We start from the raw sequence: 15,012 nt of genomic DNA, 5'->3' as shown, positions 1-15,012 counted from the left end.
GCTCACTGGGGACGGTCACGGCACGTCACCTCGTAGCGAGTTCCCAGCTGGCTGCATACGGCACGCGCATCGTACTGGACGGCGCCCTCCTTCGGCCGCTGCTTGAACATCCGCACCACCACGTCCGGCCCTGGCTGGGCGCTGGCCTTGCCGTCCGGCGCCGCCAGCGTAAAGTGGCTGTAACCCTGTTGCAGCGTCAGCTCCGCGCTGCGCAGCAGGGAGAAGTCCTGGATCTGCTGTTGCAGTGTGTACGGCGTGGAGGCAATTTTGACGCGCCATACACCCGGTTCGATCGGTGCTTCGCTATAGCCCCCTTCGCTGTTATGCGGCTGATATTCCGTCGCGCAGCCGGCCAACAGGGCTGCAGACGCCAAAATGAAAGCGAGCCTGGTTTTCATGCTTTACTCCTCAATAGATATCCTCTATGCGGCTAGCAGCATTACGCTACTCTACGCGCTTACAGGCTGTGGGAACAGCACTGTCACCATTAGTCCGCAACCGCCACTACAGTCATGCATAGCCAGCGTTGCGTTGTGCGCATCGGCCACGCTCTTGACGATCGACAGGCCAAGGCCGCTGCCCCACACCTCGTTGCCGTCCGGCCGATAGAAACGGTCGAACAAACGTTCGCGTTCTGCTTCCGGCACCCCGGGACCGTTATCGCCAACGCGCAGAAAAGCACGGCCTTGCTGATAGCCGACCATCACGTCTACTTGGCCGCCCTGCGGCGTGTAGCGCAGCGCGTTGTCCACCAGATTGCTCAGCATGATCGCCAGCCCTTCCATATGCGCGCTCACCCGGACTGCTTGCGCATCGGCGCTGAGACCGAGGTCAATGCGGCGGCTGTCCGCGTACATCGTGTGATCGGCCACCACCTGGCGGGCGATTTGCAGCAGGTCGCAATCGGTGCAAGCTGGCGGCATGGCGCTTTGTTCGTGCCGCGCCAGCGTCATCAACTGCTGCACCAGATGGGTGGCGCGGTCTAGCCGCTCGTGCAGTTTGCGGAATGAGGCCTGACGGCTGGCATCATCGACGGCGCGCTCGGCCAGTTGCAGCTGCAACTTGAGCGCGGTCAGCGGCGAGCGCAGTTCGTGCGCCGCATCCGCCACAAAATTGCGCTGCGTGGTGATGGCGTCCGCCACCTTGCGCAGCAGGCCGTTGAGCGCCGCCACGATCAGGAGCAGCTCAGGCGCCAGGCCGTCGTCGTCCAACGGCTGCAAGGCGGCCGGCGTGCGGTCACGCACTGCCTGCGTCAACCGTTCCAGCGGTTGCAGCGCGCGGCCGACCACGATCCAGATCAGCATCGCCATGGCCGGCAGCAGCAACAACAGCGGTGGCACGATGCGCAGGGCCATATGCGCCACCACCCGCTGGCGAATCGCAATCGGCTGCGACACCTGCACATGGTAGCCGGCCACCACGTCCGCATACACGCGCCAGCGTTCCCCGCGATAGCTGACCGTCACATAGCCCTGCGGTTGCGGCAACGGCAGCGCCGGCGCACGCTGCGACACATGCACCGGCTGCTGCCCGGTATTCCAGGCCTGCACCTCGAACTGGTCGTCCGGATCGCTGTCGTGCGGCAGCCGCCATGGCGCCGGCGCGTGCAACGGCAACGACCACGTCAGCTGGCGCAGACGCTGGTCCGACTGTTCGTCGGCCTCGTGGTCGGCCAGCATGTACAGCAACATGACGGCAGCCAGCGTGCATCCCAGCGTGCCGGTCATCAGTCCCAGCAGCAGACGGGTGCGGATGGTCTTCATGCGCTGGCGGGTTCGTGGCCGACGTCACGAATGGCCTGGATAAATCGGTTGCCCGGCTTTTTGCCGTCGCCGTCGTGCACGTAGTCGCCAGCGTAATCTTCCCTGCGCAGCACGTCTTCCCTGCTTTCACCGCTCATGGGCGCGCTTTTTATCAACAGCAATCGCATCACTGCACCTCGCTTCATTACCTGCCGGCAGTGTACGAAATGCTTTATTAACGGCGTATTAACGCCAGGCCGACCAGGTTGCGACGTGCTGCTACGTATCAGTCACATTTGCGAATGAGTCGCATTTGCAATATGATCTGTATTTTTCTCCGACCCTTTTCTTCATGTCCAACATCTCCCGACCGCGTTTCTTCTATCTGTTCTTCGCCGCGCCACTGGCTTGCGCGCATTTGCCTGGCATGGCCCAGACGGAGGACGAGCAAGTCCTGAAGGCGGTGCAGATTACCGCCGCCCGCGCGCAGGGCTTCACGCCTAACACGGTCGAGGCCGGCAGTTTCCGTGGTTCGGACGTGATGGAAGTGCCCTCCACCGTCAACGTCATCACGCGTGAAGTGCTGGACCTCCAGGCCGCCGGCGGCCTGTACGACGCGGTGCGCAACACCGCCGGCGTCACCCGCCAGCAAAACGGCGGCGACACCTGGGACCAGTTGGTGATTCGCGGCATCGACGTGGAAAACCGCACCAACTACCGCCTCAATGGCTCGCTGCCGATCATGAACTTCTCCCAGGTGCCGATGGAGAACAAGGAGCGCGTCGAAGTGCTCAAAGGGGCGTCGGCGCTGTACTACGGCTTCACTTCGCCGGCCGGCGTGGTCAACTTTGTCACAAAACGGGCCGGCAATACGCCGGTCACCAGCGCCGGCCTGACGCTGGATGACAAGGGTACCGCCGTGGCCAATGTCGATGTCGGCCGCCGCTTCGGCGAGCAGAACGAATTCGGCGTGCGCATCAACGCCGCCGGCGGTTCGCTCGGCACTTTCCTCGACAACGTCGGCAACGGCAACCGCCAGTTCGCTTCAGCCGCGCTGGACTGGCGCGTCAACAACCGCCTGCTGCTGAAGGCCGACCTGGAATACGATCACCGCAAGGTCACCGAGGAAGCCGCCGTGACGCTGCCGACCGCCGTCAATGGCGTCATCACGCTGCCGCGCGCGGTCGATCCTTCGCGCCTGGTGGGCCCGGAGATGGCCAAGTTCGACGCTACCAGCAAGGTCGCCGCACTGCGCGCCGACTATGCGCTGGGCGACGGTTGGGCATTGACGCTGGAAGGCGGCCATTCGGAAGTGGCGCGTGACCGCAATCTGGCGATCTTCCGCTTTACCAGCAACGCCACGGTCGCCACCGGCGCCGGCCGCATCACCGGCAACCAGCAACACCTTCAGGTCGGCTCGGACAGCCTGCGCGCCGAGTTGTTCGGCACCGCCGTCACCGGCCCGGTCAAGCATGAAATCACGTTCGGCGTCAGCCGCACCGAGAAGAGCCAGGATCCGATTTACCAGAGCAACTACACGGTGGCCGCGCAGAATCTGTACGACCCGGTACCGATCACCAGCATCACCTACAGCGCCAAGCCGACCTCGCCCACCACAGCCGCGCTGGACACCAGCGACACCGGCATCTACGCGCTCGACCGCCTGACCTTCTCGCCGCAGTGGCAAATCATCGGCGGCGTGCGCAAGGTCAATTACAACAGCGATCAGGGCCTGAACCACTACACCGCCGATAAGACCACGCCAATGGCGGCGGTCATCTATCGTCCGCTGACCGATCTGTCGTTCTACGCTTCGGCGGCGCAAGGCCTGGAGGAAGGCGAAGCGGCGCCGACCGGCACCATCAACCAGAACGAGCGTATGGCGCCCGGCGTCAGCAGGCAGAAGGAACTGGGCATGCGCTGGCGCGCGCCGGGCGGCACGCTGCTGTCGGCGGCGCTGTTCGATATCAATCGTCCCGGCTATTACACCAACACGGCCAACGTGTTTGTGGCCGATGGCGAACAGCACTATCGCGGCGTGGAGCTGTCGACGCAGGGCCAGTTGACGCGCAACCTGGCGTGGCAGACGTCGGCCCAGCTGCTGAATCCGGAATTCCGCAAGATCAGCGATGCCTACAACGGCAAGCTGCCGGAAAACGCTTCCAGACACACCGCCAGCGCCTTCCTGTCGTATGCGTTTGACGACCATGTGCCGGGCCTGTCGCTGAACAGCGGAGCGTATTACACCGGCCGTCGTCCGGTCAACGATCTGGATCAGGCGTTCCTGGGCGGCGTGACGCTGTTCACCGTCGGTGGCCGCTACATCACGCAAACGCTGGGCAAGCGCACCACCTGGCAGATCAACGTGGAAAATCTGGGCGACAAGCAGTACTGGGCAGCGGCCGGCACCCGTCTGGCAGCCGGTGCACCGCGCACCGTCAAGCTGACCATGAAGGTTGACCTGTAAGCCGGTGCATCAGGACTTGGGAATGCGGTTGACCAGCGCCTCGCCACGCTCGAACGCGCTGATGCTGTCGATGGTGGTCTGCATGATCTGACCGATCGCCTCTTCCGTGAAAAACGCCTGGTGGCCGGTGACGATCACGTTCGGGAACGACACCAGGCGCTGGATCACGTCGTCGCAAATAATGGTGGACGACAGATCCTGGAAGAACAGATTGGCTTCCTGTTCGTAGACGTCAATCGCCAGCCCGCCCAACTGGCCGGTCTTCAGCGCCTCGGTGGCGGCCTCGGTGTCGACGAGTCCGCCCCGGCTGGTGTTGACCAGGATGCTGCCGCGTTTGGCGCGCGCCAGCGATGCGGCGTTGACGATGTGGCGCGTCTCCTCGGTCAGCGGACAATGCAGCGACACCACGTCGCTGCTGGCCAACAACTCATCGACTGACACGTAACGGCCGCCCAGCGCCTCAAACGCGGCCGACGGGTAGCGGTCATGGCCCAGCAAGGTGCAGCCGAAGCCGCTCAAAATCCGCGCAAAGATGGTGCCGATCTTGCCGGTGCCGATCACGCCCACGGTCTTGCCGTGCAGGTCGAAGCCCATCAAGCCTTCCAGGTCGAAGTTGCCTTCGCGCGTGCGCCAGCTGGCGCGGGCGATCTTGCGGTTGACCGCCAGCAGCAGGCCGACGGCAAACTCGGCCACCGAGTACGGCGAATAGTCGGTCACCCGCACCACGGCGATGCCGAGCCGCTCGGCGGCGGCCGCGTCGATCTGGTTGTAGCCGGTGGAACGCGTGGCGACCAGCCGCACACCCTGCTGCGCCAGGATCGCCAGCACCTCGGCGTCGACGCTGTCGTTGACGAACACGCAGACGGCCTCGCAACCGGCGGCCAGCGGCGCGCTGGCGGCGGTCAGGCGGTCTTCCAGGAAGCGCAGCTCATGGCCGGCGGCGGCGTTGGCCCGCGCCAGCATGGTCTTGTCATAACGGCGTGTGCTGAATACGGCTGTCTTCATGGTCCTTGCCCTTCACGTCATGCAATTGAAATTCTTGCTGCAGCTGCGCGCGCTGGCTGCCGCGCAGCAGGTAGACGCCGTACAGGCACAGCGGCAGCACCGCCAGCAGCGCCGCGTACGGCAATATCGACGCTTCATCGCCCGCCGTGGCGCCCTGGATCGACGACACCAGCGCAAAATCCCACACGCCGTGCACCACCATCATCGGCCACACCGAGCGGGTACGCAAGCGGATCGCCGCATAGACGATCCCTTGCAGAAAGGCCGCCGTGGCCTGCCATAGCGCGCCGCCCAGGTCGCCCGTGGCCAGGCCATTGGCCGTGTGCGCCACGCCAAACAGCGCCGACGACAGCAACACGGCAGGCCAGATGGCGTAACGGTCAAGCAGGCCCTGCAACAGGATGGCGCGGAACATCAGTTCTTCCGACAGCGCCACCAGCGCGGCGTTGCCGGCCACCAACAGCAAGGCCTTGGGCGCCGGCCAGCCGCCGGCCCATGCCACCACCAGCATCAGCAGCGAGTACAGCAATATTGGCGAAACCAGCCACCACGACCGCAGTGGGGACGGCGCGTGCAGCCCGCTGATGCGCCGTTCGTTGCCGGCCAGTGACACCAGCAAGGCAAACAGCGCCGCCAGCAGCCAGGACAGGCCGATGCCGCCGGCTTGCAGCCGAACCAGGCCCAGCGTCAGGCCCAGCCAGACCGCCAGCGCGATCAGCGCCAGCGGCAAGGTGATATGGATTTTTTTCATCGTTACCAATACCCCAGCAGTTTCCACCAGGCGCCGCCGACCACGGCAAACACCAGCAACTCCAGCACGCACATGACGAAGCCGACGCGCCACCAGTTGCCCATGGTGACGTAGCCGCTGCCAAAGATGATCGGCGAGGTGCCGGTAGCGTAATGGGTCAGCGTCATCATAATGGCCGAGCCGGCCGTCATCAGCAACAGGAACGGCACCAGGTATGGCTGAGGCAGCAATTGCGCACCGACCGACAGGAAGGCGAACAGCATGGCGCTGATGTGCGCGGTGGTGCTGGCAAACAGGTAATGCGAGAAGACGAAGGCCAGCAGCAGCACGGTGGCGACCGGCAACCACCCCATGCCGCTCGCGACGATCGCATCCTTCATCGCCAGCGCAGCCCAGCCGATCACGCCCAGCTTGTTCAACTGTTCCGCCAGCATGACCAGCGCGCCGAACCAGATCAGCGTATCCCAGGCGCTTTTTTCGGACAGCACATCGTCCCAGTCCAGCGTGCCGGTGATGATCAATACGAACAGGCCAAGGAAGGCCACCACGGTCGGGTCCAGCGTCCATGCCGGGCCGAAAATCATGGCCGGCACATTGGCCCACAGCACCAGCAGCAGGCCAAAGGTGCCGAGCATGACTTTTTCTTTTGGCGCCAGAGGCCCCATCCGGTCCAGTTCGCCGCGCGCGTATTGCACCGCGTCCGGCGTCGCTTTCAACTGCGGCGGCGACAGCAGGTAGATCACCAGCGGCATCAGCAGCAGGCAGACCAGGCCCGGCAGCAGCATGCACAGCGCCCACGTGGTCCAGCTCAGATGAAAACTCTGGTGACTGGCTTTGGCGACAAAGTCTACCACCAGCGGATTGGGCGCCGTGGCGGTGAGGAACATGGCGGAGGTGATCGGATTGGCGTGGTAATTCACCAGCGCCAGGTAGGTGCCGACCTTGCCTTCCGTGCCCTTGGCCGGATCGGAATCGAAGGCATTGGCGATTGATTTCATGATCGGGTGGACGATGCCGCCGCCGCGCGCAGTATTACTCGGCGTGAACGGCGCCAGCACCAGTTCGCACACCGTCAGGCCGTAGCCGATGCCAATGGTGCGCTTGCCCAGCATGGCGATGAAGATCAGGCCGATGCGGCTGCCCAGCCCGGTCTTCTTGAGGCCGCGCGAGATCAGCACCGCCACCACGATCAGCCAGATCAGCGGGCTGGCGAAGCTGCTCAGGGCATCGGTCATCGCGCCCTTGGATGAGTTGGAGGTGACTTGCGACAGCGCCACGATGACGATCGCCATCAACGCCATCACACCGATCGGCATGACCTTGAGGATGATGGCGACGATCGTGGTGAGGAAGATCGCCACCAGCGCCCACGCCTTGGGATCGAGGCCGGCGGGACACGGCAGCGCCAGCAGCACAAACAGGACAGCGGTGGCAATCAGCGCCGGTACCAGACGAAACGGCACGGCGCTATTGAAGTAGCGGAACATGGCGGACAGCTTGGACAGCATGGACAACCTTTCACTGACAAGATGATCAGATCATACAGGAGTGAAATGTTTAATAGGCAAGAGATACGCCGCTACTTGATCTGGACGCTTGATCCTAGCGTTTCAGCGCCTGCGCGATCCAGCTATCGAACAGCTGCTGGTGGAATTTGATCCAGCCGTCCGTATGGCGCGCGATATCGGCCTGCGAGCTTTCGCCGTCGCGCATGCGCTGGTTTTGCGCATTGATGTCGGCAATCGGCAGCCGCATCACCTCAAACAGTTTGACGGCGACGGGGTTCTGCTCGGCCCACGCGCGGTTGACCACGATGCGCGTGGTGTTGACCGCGAAGCCATAGTCGCTGCCGTCATCCATCCGCGTGCTGGCGTGCTGCGGATTGGCCGAGAACGGCACCTGCAGCCAGACCACGTCCTTGCCCGGCGCCAGCACCCCGCTCACCCAGTACGGCGTCCAAGTGTAGTACAGGATCGGTTCGCCACGCCGATAGCGGCCGATGGTGTCGGCCATCAGCGCGGCATAGCTGCCCTGCACATGCTTGACGGTGGCGCGCAGCTGGTAGGCGTCCAGGTGATTTTCGATCATCGCCTCGCAGCCCCAGCCGGGATTGCAGCCGGTCAGGTCGGCCTTGCCGTCGCCGTCGTGGTCGAACAGCTTGGCCAGGCCGGGATCGCGCAACTGTTCGATATTGCTGATGTTGTACTTGTCGGCAGTGGCCCTGTCGATCATATAGCCCTGCGCGGCCGGACCGGCATACTGGCCGGTGCGCAGCAGCCTGGCGTCGCCGCCGGCGTTGTTGTAGTAGTCCTGATGCAAAGGGTCCCAGTGCACCGCGAGGAAGGTGGCGTCGCCGTTGGCGATGGCGATATGCGCAGCCGGATAGTCGACTTCCTTGATCGGCTGCGGCTCGTAGCCCAGCTTTTCCAGCGCGCGGTCGACCAGCATGGTCTGGAAGGTTTCTTCGGCCATCGAGCTTTGCAGCGCCTGCACCTTGACGCCCTTGCCGGGCAAACCGTCATTCGGCGCTTGCGCCATGGCCAGGCTGGTGGTCAGCACCAGCACGCTCAGCGCCAGCATCGACAGCCATTGGAACCGGCCGCGCACCGGACCGTTGCGCAACAGGCGCAGGACCAGGCCGGCCGGGCCGGTCTGGTACCAGTGACGCACGCCGCGGCGCGGCTGCCCCATCGCCTGCGTCAGACGGTCCAGCGTGATGGCCAGCAGCACGATGCCCAGGCCGCCGACGGTGGCCAGGCCCATGTCCAGCCGGCCGATACCGCGCAACACCATCTGGCCCAGGCCGCCCACCGCGATCATCGAGGCGATCACCACCATCGACAACGACAGCATCAGCGACTGGTTGATGCCGGCCATAATCGACGGCATGGACAGCGGCAACTGCACGCGGGTCAGCAACTGCCACGGCGACGCACCGTAGGCGCGTGCCGCTTCGATCAGGTCCGGACGCACCTGGCGTATGCCGAGATTGGTCAGCCGCACCAGCGGCGCCAGCGCAAAGATGATGGTCACGATTACGCCCGGCGCATTGCCAATACCGAACAGCATCACCACCGGTACCAGGTACACAAAGGCTGGTGTGGTCTGCATGGCGTCCAGCAGCGGTCGCAGGATATTCTGCGCGCGGTCGCTGCTGGCCAGGAAGATCCCTAGCGGCAGGCCGATCAACAGACAGAACGCTAGCGAAGTCAGCACCAGCGACAAGGTAATCATCGCTTCCGGCCACACGCCCAGCATGGACACCACCAGCAGCGCCAGCACGGTGCCGACCGCCAGCGCGCGGCTGGTGAACTGCCAGGCCAGCAAGCCGATGATGGCGATCACCACCAGCGACGGCGCCGCCAGCAGCAAGGCGCCGACGCCGTTGAGCGTGGCGTCGATCGGCGCGCGCACGGTCTGGAAGAACGGGCGGCAATGTTCGACCACCCAGCCCAGGCCTTGATTGATCCAGGATTCCAGCGGCAGGCTGCCGTCGAAGATTTGTGCCAGGTGCAGGCCGCCGGCGTGCTCGGGAGTGACGGCCGGCTTGGCGGCGTCGAGCCAGGCAGTATCGGCCGGCGCAGATGGCAGCCATGGGTTGACCTGCGCGGTGTGCTCAACAACAGGTTCTACGGCGTTAACGGTGCTTGGATTCATGCGAGTCCTTTCTGTGTTTGTGGCTCGGCAATGGCGGGCGTATCGGGGTCGAGGAACTTCAGCAACGTCGTCCTGCTGATCGCGCCGTGGAAGCTGCCGTCATCGGCCACCACGGGCACGGCGTAAGGCAGCTGCGCCACCTGGCCGAACAGGCCGGCAACGGGATCGTTGGCGTTAATCGACTGCACTTCCGGCAGATACGCATGGGCCAGGCCCAGCGGACCGGTGTGACCATCGAGCGCATCGCGCAGCGAATCGGCCGACACCAGGCCAAGGAATTTACGTTTGGGATCGACCACATAGGCGTAGCTGCGGTCCTGCTCTTCCAGCATCGACAGGGCCGCCCGCGCACCGCGCGTTGGCGACTCCGACACCACGATCTGGCTCTTGCGGGCAATATCGCTGGCCTTGAAGACAGCCGCCGCATCCACCCCGCGCACAAAGCTGCGCACGTAATCGTTGGCCGGCTTGCGCAGGATTTCTTCCGGCGTGCCCACTTGCACCACATGACCATCCTTCATGATGGCGACGCGGTCGCCGATGCGCATGGCTTCATCAAGATCATGGGAGATGAAGACGATGGTGCGGCGCTTGATCTGTTGTAGGCGCAGCAGTTCCGATTGCATCTCGGTACGCATGATCGGGTCCAGCGCGGAGAACGCCTCGTCCATCAGCAGAATCGATGGATCGCACGCCAGCGCGCGGGCCAGGCCGACGCGTTGCTGCATGCCGCCAGATAATTCATCCGGATAGCTGCCGGCATAGGCGGCCAGGCCGACCTGCTCCAGCGCTTGCCGCGCCAGCGCGTGGCGCTCGGCTTTCGGCATGCCGGCCAGCTCCATGCCGAAGGCGGTGTTGTCGAGCACGGTCATTTGCGGCAGCAGCGCGAACGACTGGAACACCATGCTGATGTCCTTGCGGCGCAAGGCGCGCAGCTGCGCGTCCGGCAACGTGTTGATGTCGTTGCCGTCGATCAGGATGCGGCCGGCGGTCGGCTCGATCAAGCGGTTGAGCATGCGCACCAGGGTCGACTTGCCCGACCCGGACAGGCCCATGATGACGAAGATCTCGCCGGCTTCAATGGTAAAACTGGCGTCGAACACGCCAATGGTGCATTCTGTCCTGGCCAGAATGTCTTGCTTGCTGGCGCCTTTGCGGACCAGTGCCAGTGCCTGTTCCGGCTGGTCGCCGAATACTTTAAAGACCTGGTCAATGATGATTTGTTTAGCCACGATGTGGTTCTCCTTCGTTTTGGCGAATGGAATGACACCTCGCTGGCCGTCAGCCTGCGATGGGAATCAACGGGATAAAAAGACACGGGGACCGGAGCGGAGCCGGTATACCGGAATGTCAAATGCGTGCCAAAAGAAGCTGGGGCTCAGGACTTTTAGCCACGCTGGGGCGGGCGCTTGGCCCATGGGTGTTGTAAAAACGCATCAATTATACGTGAAACCCTTACGGAAGTCCATTGACTTTCCAGATTGGAATGCGTAGATAGTGTTCGCCAGCGAACATTGCGCTGCAAAATATTGGATTGAAATGAAGGTTACGCTGGTCATGCTGGACGGAGTGCAGGCGCTGGATGTGGCGGCGCCGCTGGATGTGTTTGCCGAGGCAAACCGCTTTTTGCCGAAGAAAGACCACTATCAAACCACGCTGGTCGGCGAGCGGCCGGACGGCGTGACCAGCTCCAGCGGTATGGATTTCAAGGTCCATTGCGACTACCTGAATTTTCACGCGGACAGCGATCTGCTGCTGGTGGCCGGCGGGCCGCGCTATCAGGACTATCGGCCGGCGGCCGCATTGGCCGACTGGCTCAACCTGCATGCGCGCCGCGCCAAGCGCTTCGGCGCCATCTGCAATGGCGTGTTCTTGCTGGGCCATGCGCGCCTGCTGGACGGCCGCGAAATCACCACGCATTGGGATCACGCCGAACGGCTGGTGGCGCAGTTCCCCTCCTCGATCGTCCGGCCCGACAAGATCTTTGTCCGCGACGGCAACCTGTTCACCTGCGGCGGCGTCAGCGCCGGCATCGACCTGTGCCTGGCGCTGGTGGCCGAGGACTGGGGGCATGAACTGGCGCTCAAGGTGGCCAAGCGGCTGATCGTGTACATCCGCCGCGATGGCGGCCAGTCGCAGTACAGCCCGTACCTGGCGGTCGGCCCGGACCAGGACTCGCTGGTGGCGCGGGTGCTGAAATACGTCACCGACCATATCACCGAGCCGCTCAGCATCGAAGAGATCGCCGATGCGGTGGGCGTCAGCCGCCGTACCTTCTCGCGCGCGTTTGCCAAGCACGCCCATGTTACGCCGTCGGTGTTTGTGGACCAGGTGCGGATCGACTTCGCCCGCAAGCTGCTGGAAGAGACTGATGTGCCGCTGAAAACCGTCGCCTTCCGCTGCGGCTTCAACACCGCCGAGAAGATGCGGCTGATTTTTTCGCGCCAGCTGGATACCACTGGCCAGCAAGCGCTATGGTGTAGGCATCGCCATCTCCGACAGCATCGGCATCGTCGCGCTGCTGCTGTTTGCCGTGCTGGTGGTTGGCTATCTGCATAAACTGATACGGCACACGGCCGCCGTGCGGCAGGAATTCGACCATCCGGTGACCAGCAGCTTTTTTGGCACCATCGGCATCAGCATCTTGCTGCTGTCCAGCGTAGTGGCCAGTTACAGCAGCGGCGCGCAATGGCTGATGTGGAGCATCGGCGTCGCCGTCACGCTGGCGCTGAGTGCGGTCATGATCGGCCGCCTGTTGAACGGCAACGCCGCGCCGGCCAGCGTGGCGCCGGCCTGGCTGATTGCCGGCGTCGGCAGCCTGGACATCGTGGTCACCGGCGGCGGCCTGCCCGGTCGTTGGGCGCGCGAGATCAACTTGCTGGCGGCTGCCATCGGCGGCGTCAGCGCCCTGGTGTTCTTCGTGCTGATCTTCTCTCGCCTGGTGCATCAGGCGCCGATGGCCGACGCCATGCGACCGTCCAAGATGATCTTGATGGCACCGTTCGCGGTGGGCTTCGTCGCCTACGTCAACCTGGTGCAGACGGTCGACCGCTTTGCGGCGCTGCTGTTTTACTTTGGCCTGTTCCTGTTTGTGATCATCGCTTGGCGACTGGTGCGCAAGCCACCGCCGTTTTCGTTGTCTTGGTGGGCGATTGGCTTTCCCATGGCGGCCCTGAGCAGCGCGGCTCTGAACTACGCCGGCGCAGTCGGCGGGCTTGGACTGGAACTGCTGGCCGTGACCTTGCTGATCGTGCTGTCGCTGACCATTGTCGCGCTGGCGATCCGCTCACTGTGCGCCATGGCGGAGGTGCGCGCATGAACGCCCTCAACCTGAAGCAGAATCTGGACGACTACGACGACTTCTACGACATGCTGACCGAGTCGCACCACGACCTGACTGAAGCGCAAAGCAAGATGCTGGATGCGCAAATGGTGCTGCTGCTGGCGAATCACATCGGCGACCTGGCGGTGCTGCGGCAAGCCTTCGCCCTGGCCCGCGTGACCGTGGAAGCCAGCAGCTAGGTGTATCATAACGGCCATGAATAATATCGACTTACCTTTCAGGGCCACCACTGAAGAAGCCTGCGCCTGGCTGGCACATCAAACCGGCGAGCCGTGGACCTTGGCCATGCTGCTTGAGCACGAACTGACGCCGGTGGTATGGCTGGACTACGATGCGGCTTATCCCGAGCTGTTCGGCGACGCCAACGGCGGTTACGCCGCGCCGATCTTCTTCCAGGACGACATTGCGCGCCTGGCGGCCGGCAGCGAAGACGTGCTGATCACCTTCACCAAGGATGCCTACAAACTGCCGGCGCGGCTGCCCGAGCCAGGCTTCCGCCGCCCGCTCGATCAATTGCGTTTCCAGAAGCGGGATCTTGAGCGGCTGGCCGCCAAGCTGAAACAGGATGCGCAAGCGGCGCTGGCGCCGCCACCTAAGCCGCCGGAATCGCAGGAATCGCAGGCCGGCATCAGCAAGCAGGAAGTGCTGCTGGCGTTTGCCGCCATGGTGCGGCTGGACCTGGACCGTTCGCTGGACGATGCGATCGGCATCTTTGGCGACGATGGCGCACGGGTGAAAGCCAGCGCAAAAAAATCCAAACGCAATGCGGTCTGGAATCCCGTCACGCTGGCGCTCGGCCTGCATGATGTGTATCGCACGCCCATCGGGCCGCTGAAACGCGCCTTCAAAACGCACGACTTCCTGCATGCCTGGCAAGGCAACTGGGAAGAATCGCTGCGGCTACTCGGAAAGTAAGCGCCGCTCGCGTATCCACTCGTACACCCGTTGCCGCACTTGCGCGGCCGTGCGGGTTGGAAAACGGATAAAGCCGTGCGGCGCTTCCGGCAACAGATGGCATTCGACGGCTGCCGCAGCGCGCCAGTGTTCGGCCATCAGTGTGGTGTCGTCCCGCAAGGGATCGCGCTCGCCAACGAACATCAGCGCCGGCGGCATGCCAGACAAGTCGCCATACAGCGGCGATAGCGGCGCTTCCCGGCGTTGTTCATCGGTGAGTCCCGGCGTGAGCAAGCGTAGCGAATCGAGCATGCTGGGGCCGTGCAACACCAGCGTGTCGGCGCCGGCCTGGCGCACGCCCGGCGTACCCGCCAAATCGTAGACACCGTAATACAGAATGGCGCCGTCGATGCGGCGCAGCAAATTTGGCCAGTGCTTGAGCCGCAGCAGCGTCGTCGCCGCCAGATGGCCGCCTGCCGACTCGCCAAGAATGTAGACCGGCAGGCCATCAAATTCAGGAAGTCCGCCGTCCAGCAGCCACCGCGCCGCAGCCAGGCAATCATCGATGATAGCCGCCAGCGGCGCTGCCGGCGCCAGCCGGTAGTCCACCGACACCACCGCCACGTTGCAGGCACTGATCAGGCCAGCGTTGAGCTGATCGTTCATCGCCGCATTGCCGATGGCCCAGCCGCCACCGTGAAAATCCAGTACCACGCCACGTGCCGGCATGGCGCCGCGCAGCACGCGCACTGGCACCTTCAATCCGTCTGCGTGCGCCCAGTAACTGGCGACACGGATGCCGTTCCGCGCCAGTTTGGCGTCGGCGCCGAACTGCGACAGCCGCAGCAGCGACTGGATCAGCAGCGGAACCACCCGATTGTTGATTTTGAAGCGCGGCGCCCAATGCAGCTTGCGGTTGAAGCTGCGCGCATCTTCCAGGGTTGCGCCATCCAGCACCATGCTCATGGGGCCAGATCTTCCTTGCGACAGGCATCGGCAAGAATCCGCTCAACCACCGCGCGCGGCACCTTGCGGAATAACAGAAACGCGGCGGCGCTGCGCTGACCATACGTCCGCGACCATTCAATTCCTTCGCGAACGACCGATGCCTGTTGCGCATCCGAACGGGGTGTCATTTTAATATCCATGCCTA

The 15,012-nt window shown here is 63.8% G+C and carries 15 protein-coding genes and 1 pseudogene; 5 read left to right on the top strand and 11 right to left on the bottom strand.

Translation table 11 applies throughout. The features are described from left to right. Positions 1–2: 2 nt before the first annotated feature. From GTP55_RS18410 to GTP55_RS18400, 3 genes are read right to left on the bottom strand one after another with little or no spacing between them, the layout of a single operon-like run. On the bottom strand, positions 3–398 hold the full coding sequence (locus GTP55_RS18410) for a CC0125/CC1285 family lipoprotein (protein ID WP_161046311.1): 396 nt from the start codon (positions 396–398) through the stop codon (positions 3–5). 51 nt (positions 399–449) lie between these two features. Next, positions 450–1,763 carry an ATP-binding protein gene (locus GTP55_RS18405; RefSeq protein ID WP_161046310.1) on the bottom strand — a complete coding sequence of 438 codons (1,314 nt, stop codon included), beginning with the start codon at positions 1,761–1,763 and terminating at the stop codon, positions 450–452. Next, entirely contained in the window at positions 1,760–1,930 is a 171-nt protein-coding gene (locus GTP55_RS18400; RefSeq protein ID WP_161046309.1) for a hypothetical protein, read from the bottom strand. The genes GTP55_RS18405 and GTP55_RS18400 overlap by 4 nt, the downstream gene beginning before the upstream one ends. A 164-nt stretch (positions 1,931–2,094) precedes the next feature. Between GTP55_RS18400 and GTP55_RS18395 the strand changes: the two genes are divergently transcribed. Then, positions 2,095–4,209 (top strand): TonB-dependent siderophore receptor, encoded by a 2,115-nt coding sequence (locus GTP55_RS18395; protein ID WP_161046308.1) that lies wholly within the window; start codon positions 2,095–2,097, stop codon positions 4,207–4,209. Between the two features lie 9 nt (positions 4,210–4,218). Here GTP55_RS18395 and GTP55_RS18390 read toward each other — a convergent pair whose 3' ends face one another. The 6 genes and pseudogenes from GTP55_RS18390 to proV all read right to left on the bottom strand — a co-directional run bounded on the left by GTP55_RS18390 (position 4,219) and on the right by proV (position 10,854). Next, positions 4,219–5,214 (bottom strand): 2-hydroxyacid dehydrogenase, encoded by a 996-nt coding sequence (locus GTP55_RS18390; RefSeq protein WP_161046307.1) that lies wholly within the window; start codon positions 5,212–5,214, stop codon positions 4,219–4,221. Beyond that, on the bottom strand, positions 5,180–5,965 hold the full coding sequence (locus tag GTP55_RS18385; RefSeq protein WP_161046306.1) for a CPBP family intramembrane glutamic endopeptidase: 786 nt from the start codon (positions 5,963–5,965) through the stop codon (positions 5,180–5,182). The genes GTP55_RS18390 and GTP55_RS18385 overlap by 35 nt, the downstream gene beginning before the upstream one ends. A 2-nt stretch (positions 5,966–5,967) precedes the next feature. Beyond that, the gene (locus tag GTP55_RS18380; RefSeq protein WP_161046305.1) at positions 5,968–7,473 is read right to left on the bottom strand and encodes a DASS family sodium-coupled anion symporter; all 1,506 of its coding nucleotides are present in this window, start codon (positions 7,471–7,473) and stop codon (positions 5,968–5,970) included. 94 nt (positions 7,474–7,567) lie between these two features. Further along, positions 7,568–8,545: a glycine betaine/L-proline ABC transporter substrate-binding protein ProX gene (proX, locus tag GTP55_RS18375; protein WP_161046447.1), complete on the bottom strand. Its 978-nt coding sequence runs from the start codon at positions 8,543–8,545 to the stop codon at positions 7,568–7,570. 27 nt (positions 8,546–8,572) lie between these two features. Continuing rightward, positions 8,573–9,622: pseudogene (gene proW / locus GTP55_RS18370) on the bottom strand (glycine betaine/L-proline ABC transporter permease ProW); the annotation flags it as partial. Then, positions 9,619–10,854, bottom strand: coding sequence for a glycine betaine/L-proline ABC transporter ATP-binding protein ProV (gene proV, locus GTP55_RS18365; protein WP_161046304.1), 1,236 nt, complete (start codon positions 10,852–10,854; stop codon positions 9,619–9,621). The gene proV and the pseudogene proW, both read right to left, overlap by 4 nt. Positions 10,855–11,161: 307 nt before the next feature. Between proV and GTP55_RS18360 the strand changes: the two genes are divergently transcribed. From GTP55_RS18360 to GTP55_RS18345, 4 genes are read left to right on the top strand one after another with little or no spacing between them, the layout of a single operon-like run. Then, positions 11,162–12,181, top strand: coding sequence for a GlxA family transcriptional regulator (locus tag GTP55_RS18360; RefSeq protein WP_161046303.1), 1,020 nt, complete (start codon positions 11,162–11,164; stop codon positions 12,179–12,181). Next, positions 12,156–12,941: an SLAC1 family transporter gene (locus GTP55_RS18355; RefSeq protein ID WP_371868380.1), complete on the top strand. Its 786-nt coding sequence runs from the start codon at positions 12,156–12,158 to the stop codon at positions 12,939–12,941. Before GTP55_RS18360 ends, GTP55_RS18355 begins: the two co-directional genes overlap by 26 nt. Beyond that, positions 12,938–13,144 carry a DUF2783 domain-containing protein gene (locus GTP55_RS18350; protein WP_110850104.1) on the top strand — a complete coding sequence of 69 codons (207 nt, stop codon included), beginning with the start codon at positions 12,938–12,940 and terminating at the stop codon, positions 13,142–13,144. The genes GTP55_RS18355 and GTP55_RS18350 overlap by 4 nt, the downstream gene beginning before the upstream one ends. 16 nt (positions 13,145–13,160) lie before the next feature. Continuing rightward, entirely contained in the window at positions 13,161–13,880 is a 720-nt protein-coding gene (locus GTP55_RS18345; RefSeq protein WP_161046302.1) for a hypothetical protein, read from the top strand. On the opposite strand, the gene GTP55_RS18340 is transcribed toward GTP55_RS18345, so the two are convergent. Further along, on the bottom strand, positions 13,866–14,825 hold the full coding sequence (locus GTP55_RS18340) for an alpha/beta hydrolase (RefSeq protein ID WP_161046301.1): 960 nt from the start codon (positions 14,823–14,825) through the stop codon (positions 13,866–13,868). The two genes, GTP55_RS18345 and GTP55_RS18340, sit on opposite strands and share 15 nt — an antisense overlap. Continuing rightward, on the bottom strand, positions 14,822–15,007 hold the full coding sequence (locus tag GTP55_RS18335) for a hypothetical protein (RefSeq protein ID WP_161046300.1): 186 nt from the start codon (positions 15,005–15,007) through the stop codon (positions 14,822–14,824). The genes GTP55_RS18340 and GTP55_RS18335 overlap by 4 nt, the downstream gene beginning before the upstream one ends. Positions 15,008–15,012: the final 5 nt, after the last annotated feature.

The organism is Duganella margarita, from assembly GCF_009857535.1.
Taxonomy (GTDB): domain Bacteria; phylum Pseudomonadota; class Gammaproteobacteria; order Burkholderiales; family Burkholderiaceae_D; genus Rugamonas; species Rugamonas margarita.
The sequence above is the reverse complement of the archived record's forward strand: the minus strand, read 5'-3'. Positions and strand labels throughout refer to the sequence as shown.